Origin of the sequence: Janthinobacterium sp. KBS0711 (assembly GCF_000988085.1) — a bacterium.
Taxonomy (GTDB): Bacteria; Pseudomonadota; Gammaproteobacteria; order Burkholderiales; family Burkholderiaceae_D; genus Janthinobacterium; species Janthinobacterium lividum_E.
The window spans coordinates 717,392-725,893 of sequence record NZ_LBCO01000024.1; the positions used below are offsets into that span (position 1 = coordinate 717,392).

Annotated in this window: 6 protein-coding genes and 1 pseudogene; 3 read left to right on the plus strand and 4 right to left on the minus strand. The window is 65.3% G+C overall.

Annotated elements, in window-relative coordinates:
• The first annotated feature begins 8 nt into the window (after positions 1–8).
• The 3 genes from VM94_RS15850 to VM94_RS15860 all read left to right on the plus strand — a co-directional run bounded on the left by VM94_RS15850 (position 9) and on the right by VM94_RS15860 (position 4,602).
• The gene (locus VM94_RS15850) at positions 9–1,832 is read left to right on the plus strand and encodes a J domain-containing protein (RefSeq protein WP_138828985.1); all 1,824 of its coding nucleotides are present in this window, start codon (positions 9–11) and stop codon (positions 1,830–1,832) included.
• 48 nt (positions 1,833–1,880) lie between these two features.
• Positions 1,881–4,235: a DNA topoisomerase IV subunit A gene (gene parC, locus VM94_RS15855; RefSeq protein ID WP_046684269.1), complete on the plus strand. Its 2,355-nt coding sequence runs from the start codon at positions 1,881–1,883 to the stop codon at positions 4,233–4,235.
• A 178-nt stretch (positions 4,236–4,413) separates the two neighbouring features.
• Positions 4,414–4,602, plus strand: a complete 189-nt coding sequence (locus VM94_RS15860; RefSeq protein ID WP_034746472.1) for a helix-turn-helix domain-containing protein — start codon at positions 4,414–4,416, stop codon at positions 4,600–4,602.
• On the opposite strand, the gene VM94_RS15865 is transcribed toward VM94_RS15860, so the two are convergent.
• From VM94_RS15865 to VM94_RS29060, 4 genes and pseudogenes are all read right to left on the minus strand, one after another.
• Positions 4,599–4,946 carry a hypothetical protein gene (locus VM94_RS15865; protein WP_138828984.1) on the minus strand — a complete coding sequence of 116 codons (348 nt, stop codon included), beginning with the start codon at positions 4,944–4,946 and terminating at the stop codon, positions 4,599–4,601. The genes VM94_RS15860 and VM94_RS15865 overlap by 4 nt on opposite strands.
• A gap of 13 nt (positions 4,947–4,959) precedes the next feature.
• Positions 4,960–7,290, minus strand: coding sequence for a M43 family zinc metalloprotease (locus tag VM94_RS27825; RefSeq protein ID WP_200899223.1), 2,331 nt, complete (start codon positions 7,288–7,290; stop codon positions 4,960–4,962).
• A gap of 164 nt (positions 7,291–7,454) precedes the next feature.
• The gene (locus tag VM94_RS15875; protein WP_046684271.1) at positions 7,455–7,931 is read right to left on the minus strand and encodes a hypothetical protein; all 477 of its coding nucleotides are present in this window, start codon (positions 7,929–7,931) and stop codon (positions 7,455–7,457) included.
• Positions 7,932–8,146: 215 nt separating this feature from the next.
• Positions 8,147–8,502 (minus strand): annotated as a pseudogene (locus VM94_RS29060) (acetate/propionate family kinase); the annotation flags it as partial.

The following is an 8,502-nucleotide window of genomic DNA, read 5'->3' on the forward strand; positions in this document are numbered from 1 at the left end:
ACGGCGGCATGGACAACGGACAGCGCAGCCTGTGGGCAATCCTGGGCACGGAGCCGACCGGCGACGAGCGCGCCCTCAAGCGCGCGTATGCGAAGCGCCTGAAGGTGACGCGTCCCGAGGACGATCCGGCCGCCTTCCAGGAACTGCGCGACGCGTATGAATACGCGCTGCGCCATGCGCACCTGTTTGCCGAGGAGTTCCCGGAAGCGCAAGCGGCCGAAGCCGAAGTCGAAGCCAAAGCGGCAGCGCCAGAAGCGCCGCCCATGGAACCGGCCGAGCTGTGGGGCGTGATCGACGAACCCCCGCAGGAAGCGCAGGAGCCGCCTGCGGAACTGTGGGGCGTCATTGCCCAGGAGCCCGCACCGCCGTCGGAACTATGGGGCGTGGTCGCCATCGATCCGGCGCAGGAAGCGGCCAGCCTGTGGCAGGCGTTCCTGAAACAGTCGCGGCACGCGGATGGCAGCGAGGTACTGGCCGGCATCCTGCAGGACGACGCCATGCTGAACCTCGACGTGCGCGAGGAATTCGAACTATGCGCGCTGCGCTACTGCGCCAGCGCCGGCTATGACCTGTCGCTGCGCCAGGCCCTGTTTGAGCAACTGGGCTGGGACCGCGATTTTTCCTACCTGGCGCGCAGCCATGGGGATCTGGTGCGCAGCGCCGTGCAGCGCTACCGGGCCGACCGCTCGTTCGCCCATTTCAGCGACAACCGCGACAGCTACCCGGGCCTGGACTGCATCATGTCGCAACAGCCGCCTTCGGCCTACGCGCGCCAGCTGTTCGACCAAAAATTCACGCTGCAACTACGCGAACTGCTGCACGCGATACGCTGGCAGCACGGCGAGATGCTCGCTTACAAACTCGATACGGACCTGTTCGAACGATGGGAACACGCCGTCCATGCCAAGCGCTACTTCAAGCAGACGGCGCTGGCCTCGGGTGGCCTCGGTTTCGTACTGCACTTCATGCTCGCGGGCGTGCTCGATGCGGCCGGCTTCAAGCTCGGCGACGCGGCGGCCTATGCCAGCCTGCTGGGCTTCCAGGCACTGGCCTTTGCCCTGCTGGCCATGCATGCCTTGCGCTGGCCGGCGCCCCTGTTTGCGCAACTCGACACGCTGCAAGAGTCGCTGCAGGAACGCCTGCCCGTACTGTGGCAGCGGCCCGGCCTGCGGCAACTGGGCTGGATCGCGCCCTACCTCGTGCTGGCACTGCTGCTGTTCCTGCCCGAGCGCAGCGACACCATGCGCCTCGTTACCGCCGCCGGCTTGTGCGCGTCCGCCCTGCTGGCGTATGCGATGAACCGCCAGCTGCTGCATGGCATGCTGCTGCTCCTGTGTCTGGGCCTGTCGCTGTTTGCAGCCATGTTCATGAGCGGCAAAGGCCCGTCGGCGCTGGCCATCGGCGATGCCATGCCGCTGATGTTTTGCCTGGCGGCCCTGGCCTTGCGCTGCGCCACCGGCCTGTATGGCGATTGCGGCTGGCGCGAATCGCTCTTGCCCCGCCTGCGCGCCGCATGGCTGATCGGCTGTGCGGGCTTGCTGTCCTTGCTGTATGTGCAGCAGTTGCCGGCCGCCCTCGTCGGCGCCGCGCTGTATGCCTGGTCGTGCGCCGGCTTGCTGTTTTCCCCCACCGATTTCAAATGGAAGACGATCTGGCCGGTCGTGCTGGTGCCGTCCCTCGCCAGCGTCGTGCTGGCCGGCCATGCCCCCGCCATCCGCGCCATGCCCGTGATGCATCACAGCGTCGAGCTGGCCCTGGCCGTGCTGTATCTGACCTTGCGCTATATGTATCTGACGTACGGCAAGTCCTTTTCCAAATCCCGGCTGTCATAATCAGCCCCACGAATTCAACCGCAACCACTCAACACCGAAACAAGCGCCATGTCCACACAAACCAATTTATTTGACGATGCCCAGCCTGAGCCGATCGAGCCGGATGAACCGGTATTCGACGGCGAAGCGCTGACCCTGTCCACCTTTGCCGAGCGCGCCTATCTCGATTACGCCATCTCCGTCGTGAAGGGCCGCGCCCTGCCCGACGTCTGCGACGGCCAGAAGCCCGTGCAGCGCCGCATCCTGTATGCGATGAACGAGCTGGGTCTCAATTCCACCGCGAAGCCCCGCAAATCGGCGGCCGTGGTCGGCGACGTGCTCGGTAAATTGCATCCGCACGGCGACCAGTCCGTGTACGACGCGCTGGTGCGCATGGCGCAGGATTTCTCGCTGCGCTACCCGCTGATCGATGGCCAGGGCAACTTCGGCTCGCGCGACGGCGACGGCGCGGCGGCCATGCGTTACACGGAAGCGCGTCTGACGCCGATCGCCAAGCTGCTGATGGATGAAATCGGCATGGGCACGGTGGACTTCCAGCCCAACTACGACGGCTCGACGGAAGAACCGAAGCTGCTGCCGGCGCGCCTGCCGATGGTGCTGCTGAACGGCGCCTCCGGCATTGCCGTGGGCCTGGCGACGGAAATCCCGTCGCACAACCTGGCGGAAGTGGCGAAAGCGGCCGTCGCCATGATCCGCGATCCGAAGATGACGCACGCCGAGCTGATGGCCATCATTCCCGGCCCGGACTTCCCCGGCGGCGGCCAGATCATCACGCCGCCGTCGCAGATCCAGGATATGTACGCGAGCGGCCGTGGCAGCATGAAGGTGCGCGCGCGCTGGAAGATCGAGGAACTGGCGCGCGGCCAGTGGCAAGCCGTCGTGACGGAACTGCCGCCTGGCACCTCGTCGCAAAAAGTGCTGGAAGAAATCGAAGAACTGACGAATCCGAAGATCAAGCTGGGCAAGAAGGCGCTGTCGCCGGACCAGGTGGCCCTGAAGGCGCTGATCCTCAATTCGCTCGACACCATCCGCGACGAATCGGGCCGCGCCGCGCCCGTGCGCCTCGTGTTCGAGCCGAAGTCGAAGAACCAGGACCAGACAGAATTCATGCTGATGCTGCTGGCGCACACCTCGCTGGAATCATCGACGTCGATCAACCTGGTGATGATAGGCGGCGACGGCCGTCCACGCCAGAAAGGCCTGGGCGACATCCTGCGCGAGTGGATCGATTTCCGCTTCGAGACCGTCACCCGCCGCACCGGCTACAAACTGGGCAAGGTCAAGGACCGCATCCATATCCTGGAAGGGCGCGAAGCGATCCTGCTCAATATCGACAAGGTGATCCAGATCATCCGCAATTCGGATGAACCGAAGGCGGCCCTGATCGACGCGTTCAATCTGTCCGAACGCCAGGCCGACGACATCCTGGAAATCCGTTTGCGCCAGCTGGCGCGCCTGGAAACGATCAAGATCCAGCAGGAGCTGGCCGAGCTGCGCAAGGAAGAAAAATCGCTGCAAGACCTGCTCGACAACCCGGGCTCGATGAAGCGCGCCATCATCCGCGAAATCGAAGCGGACGCCAAGCAGTTCGGCGACGCGCGCCGCACCCTGATCGAGGAAGCGCAGAAAGCAGTGGCCGAACAGAAGGTCGTCGATGAACCGGTCACCGTCATCATTTCGGAAAAAGGCTGGGTGCGCGCGCGTACCGGCATCGGCCACGATGCGGCGCAGTTCACCTTCAAGGCGGGCGACAGCCTGCATGGCGCCTTCGAGTGCCGCACGGTCGACACCCTGCTGGGCTTTGGCAACAACGGCAAGATTTACTCGGTTCCCGTCTCGGCGCTGCCCAACGCGCGCGGCGACGGCGTGCCGATCACGACCTTGTGCGACCTGAGCGGCGGCACCCCGGGCAACGCCGTGCGCATCTTGCACTACTTTGCGGGCAATGGCGCCACCAATTTGCTGCTGGCGTCGAGCGCCGGCTACGGCTTCATCGCCAAGGCGGGCGACATGACGAGCCGTCTGAAAGGCGGCAAGGCCTTCATCACCCTGGACGACGGCGACGTGCCGCTCGAACCGAAGGTCATCGCCGAGACAGCCAGCGCCCTGGCCTGCCTGACGGAAGGCGCGCGTCTGCTGGTGTTCGGCCTCGATGAGATGAAGACCCTCTCCAAGGGCGGCACCGGCGTCAAGCTGATCGACCTCGATGCCAAGGACAAGCTGCTGGCCGTGCAACCGATCACGCAGCGCGGCGTGGTGGTCTCGGGCATCGGCCGGGCGTCGAAACCGCAGGATGCATCGCTGGGCGCCACGGCCCTGGCCGACCACTTCGGCAAGCGTTCGAAGAAAGGCAAGGCGCTGGCGGCCAAGCTGAAACCTGTGTCCATGGCAGCCATCGGCTGACCGGCATCGCGCCATACAAAAAAGACAGGTTCGCCTGTCTTTTTTTTCGCCCATCACCGCGGGAAAAATAGTTTTACAAATACGCGCCGCATCCCCGTTATCCCTGCAGGCATGCCACCGGCATGCCGCCCACGGACAGGAGAACAGCGATGACAAACAATGTTTCAGGCAGGTCGCCATGCAGCGTTTGACCCCGGCCGAGCGGCTGGTGGCGGCCATGGCAGCCGAAGGTCTGCCATATAAAAGCATCGCCAGGGAACTGGGCAAGTCGCCGGCCACCGTGCGCAACCAGCTGCATGCTATTTACCAGAAACTGGACGTGGGCAACCGCACGGCGCTCGCGCACAAGCTGCGCGGCCAGCCTTAGCGCCGCGACAGGCGCAGCACCTCGGGCGTCGCTTCGACGATGTCGATCACGTCTTGCGCGCCGGCGCCATCACCGAGCGCATAGCGGCCCATGCCCAGGGGCACCAGCCGGGACATGGGGCCGGCGCGGGGCCGGTCGTCGGGGCCGGGTGCCATCGACGTCAATGTCGCCGCCCCTTGCGCCATGGCGCCGGCGGGCGCGCCGAATTCCAGCACCTTGCGCCCCTTGCGGCTGGCAGGAAAGGCGAACGTGGCCGTGGGCCGGTACACCTCGATACCGTCCGCATCTTCCTCGAACGAGTGCGTCCAGCTGCCGCTGGGCAGTGCCGTGGTCATGCCGTGCATGGCGATCCCTCCCTCAGAAACACGATACCACGCCGCCCAGGTTTTCATAGCCAGTCACGGAGGGCGACCAGGCCGTGCCGTTCCACGCCTTGTGGAACAGGGCGCCATTCGTGCCCGTGACAAAGACGTCGAGGCGGTTTGGCGCCCAGGCCGTGGCGCGCGGACGCGAGGTGCACACGCCGCCCAGATTTTCAAAGCCCGCCAGGGACGGTGCCCAGGCCGTGCCATTCCACGCCTTGTGATACAGGGCGCTGTCCGTGCCGATGACGAACAGGTCGAGCCGGTTGGGCGCCCACGACACGGCTTCCACCTCGCCCACGCAGGCACCGCCCAGGCGTTCGAAACCATCGTTGGAAGGCCCCCATTTCGCGCCGTCCCACCATTTATGGTACAGCGCGCCGTCGGTACCCGTGACGAAGACGTCGAGGCGGTTCGGTCCCCACGCCACGGCTTTCGGCGACGAGGTGCAGATGCCGCCCAGGCGTTCATAGCCCGTCAGCGACGGTCCCCAGGCCGTGCCGTCCCACCACTTGTGGTACAGGGCCCGGTCCGTGCCGACGACGAAGACATCGAGGCGGTTCGGACCCCACGCCACGGCTTCCGGCTGGCCCAGGCACAGACCGCCCATGGCTTCATAGCCCGTCAAGGATGGCCCCCAGGCGGACCCGTTCCACCACTTGTGATACAGGCCGCGGTCCGTGCCGACGACAAACACGTCGAGGCGGTTCGGGCCCCAGGCCACGGCGCGCGGATCGCCCACGCACAGGCCGCCCATCGCTTCATAGCCGGTCAGCGACGGTCCCCAGGCCGTGCCGTTCCACCATTTGTGGAACAAGCCGCTGTCGGTGCCCGTGACGAACACGTCGAGCCGGTTCGGCCCCCACGACACCACCTGCGGCGCACTGGTGCAAATGCCGCCCTGCGCTTCATAGCCGGTGACGGACGGCGCCCAGGCCGTGCCATTCCAGGCCTTGTGGAAGAGCGCGCGGTCGGTGCCCACCACGAAGACGTCGAGGCGGCTTGCGCCCCAGGCCACGACTGGAGAGGAGCTCTGGCGCGGCGTGGCGCCGGCGCCTGTCCCGCCCGTGCCAATGCTGGCGCGCGGGCCATCGAGGCAAGCCTGCATGCGCGCCACCTGGCCTGCCGTGAACATGAACATGGCGGGATCGTCGACGTAATCCATGTAGTTCATGAACATGTCGCCATTCGGCCCGTTATTGCACGACACCTGGGGAAACGAGGGCTGGCCCGTGTTCGGCCCGCCCTGGTTCGGCGTGTCGGACACGTTGTCCGTGCCCGAGCACCCGGTGCCGTCGTCGCCCCAGATATGGTTCAGGTTCAGCCAGTGGCCGATTTCATGCGTGGCCGTGCGCCCCAGGTGAAACGGCGGCGCCGCCGTGCCCGTCGTGCCAAAGGCCGATTGCAGTATCACCACGCCATCGGTGGCGGCCGGGCCGCCGGGAAACTGCGCGTAACCGAGCAAGCCGCCACCGAGCTGGCAGACCCAGATATTCAGGTAGCTGTCGGCCGGCCAGGCATCCATGCCGCCCGTCGCCTGCGACTTGACGGCATCGTCCGCGCCAAACGAGGCCACCGTCGTCTGGCGCCGCTCGATGCCGCTGGTGGCCGCGCCATGCGGATCGGTCGTGGCCAGCGCAAACTCCACGCGCGCGTCGGCCGTCAGCGGCAGGAATGGCGCCGGCGTGCTGTTGACGTCCGGATTGACGCGCCGGAAGTCGCGATTGAGCACATCGATCTGGCTGGCGACCTGCGCATCCGAGATATTCTGCGCGGCCGTATTCCACACCACGTGCACGACCACCGGGATGTGGGTCACGCCGGCACGCCCGGCAATGCTGCCGTCGCCCTCGTACAGTCCGGCCAGGTTTTCGATATCGGCGCGCACGTTCGCGTACGCCGGATCTTCTGTGAGCAGGCGGCGATGCACGTCCATCGTGGCGCAGGTGCGCGTCTGCGGCGTGCCGCCGCCCTGCCCGCCGCCCTGTCCTCCATCACCACCCATGCCGCCACTCCCGCCACCATCGCCCCCCATGCCGCCGCCACCTCCCACCTGCATGCAACTGGCGCCGGCCATGGCCTGCGATGCCTGCTGCATGCCGCCGCCCGGCATGTCGCCGCCATTCGCGGCCGTCGCGCCCTGGGCGAGCGCCGCCTGGTCCGCATACGACACGCCCAGGCGCTGCCCCGGCATGGCGTCGCCGCCCGCCGCATCGGCGCCGGCCTGCATGTCGCCTTCGACCGGCATGGACTGCGTGGCGGACGTGGCTGGCGCGCCTTCCGCCGAACCGGTGGCAGGCGTTTTTTTCGTTTTAGCGGTGCTCATGATGTCTCCTTCGTCTGTGTGCCAATTCACTATGGCACGGCGAAAAGAGGAGCATTTGCGCGAGATCAAGACTGGCAAGCGGCGTCTAAGAAAAATGGCGAACGAAAAAAAAGACAGCCGAAGCTGTCTTTTGGGCTTGCAGGCCGTGGCCCGCAAACGGTGCATTACTTGGCGGCGGCAGCCTTGACTTCAGCGTCGGCCTTGGCCTTGGCTTCTTCCGTCTTGGTGGCGGCGATGGCTTTATCCTGGTTCGCTTCCACTTTTTCCTTGGCCACTTTGGCATCCGCATTCACGGCGGCCTTGTGCGCTTTGGCATCGGCTTTGGCAGCGGCCTTGTCAGCCTTGGCTTGCGCCTTCATCTTGTCTTCCGGATCGGCGTCGACCACTTTGTCGTGGGCCTTGGCCTTGGTTTTATTTGCCTTGTGCTGGGCGTCGGCTTTCTTTTCGTCGGCCTTCATTTCGGCCTTGGCGACGTTGGCGTCAGCTTTGGCATCGACTTTGGCTTCCTTGTTGGCAGCCTTGTTGATGTCATGCTGCGCAGACGCCTGGGCGCTGGCAACGGCTGGGGTAGCTGGCGCCGTTTGCGCGATGGCAGCGGTGGCAAACAGGGTAGCGATCAGGGTGGCGAGTAATTTGTTCATGATGAGACCTTTCAATATGGTTTAATTTTATTCTTACTAAAGGCGGGCAAAATGTTCAAAATTTGCCAGGCATCGCGCTGTTTCTTGATGTAGCGCAATGGCATGACTTCATAGTAAAGATATCTGGCAAACCACACAGTGCGTTAGCGCACTCAACGGAAAATATGTGCAATTCGGCAAATTCCCCATCGAGTGCAGCCTTACGCATCAAGACCTCATGCGCCCACGGCCAGGGCCGCGTGGCGGGCAGCCACCCACTCCTCGTTGGCCGGCTCCACGCCCACCACGATGCGGCTGGCATCGGTGGAAATGCGGCTGGCGTTACGCGCATTCGCCTCCGCGTCGAGCACGGGGCCGATAAACCCCAGCTCGTCGCAGATACGCTGGCGCAGCTCGGCGCTGTGCTCGCCGATACCGGCCGTAAACACCAGCATGTCCAGCCCCCCCAGCACGGCCGTCAGGGCGCCGATTTCGCGCACGATGCGGCGGATATATAAAGCCAGCGCAGCGCGGATGCGCTCGCCCGTGGCATCCTGCCGGTCCTGCTGCGCCAGCAGCACCGGCGGGTCGG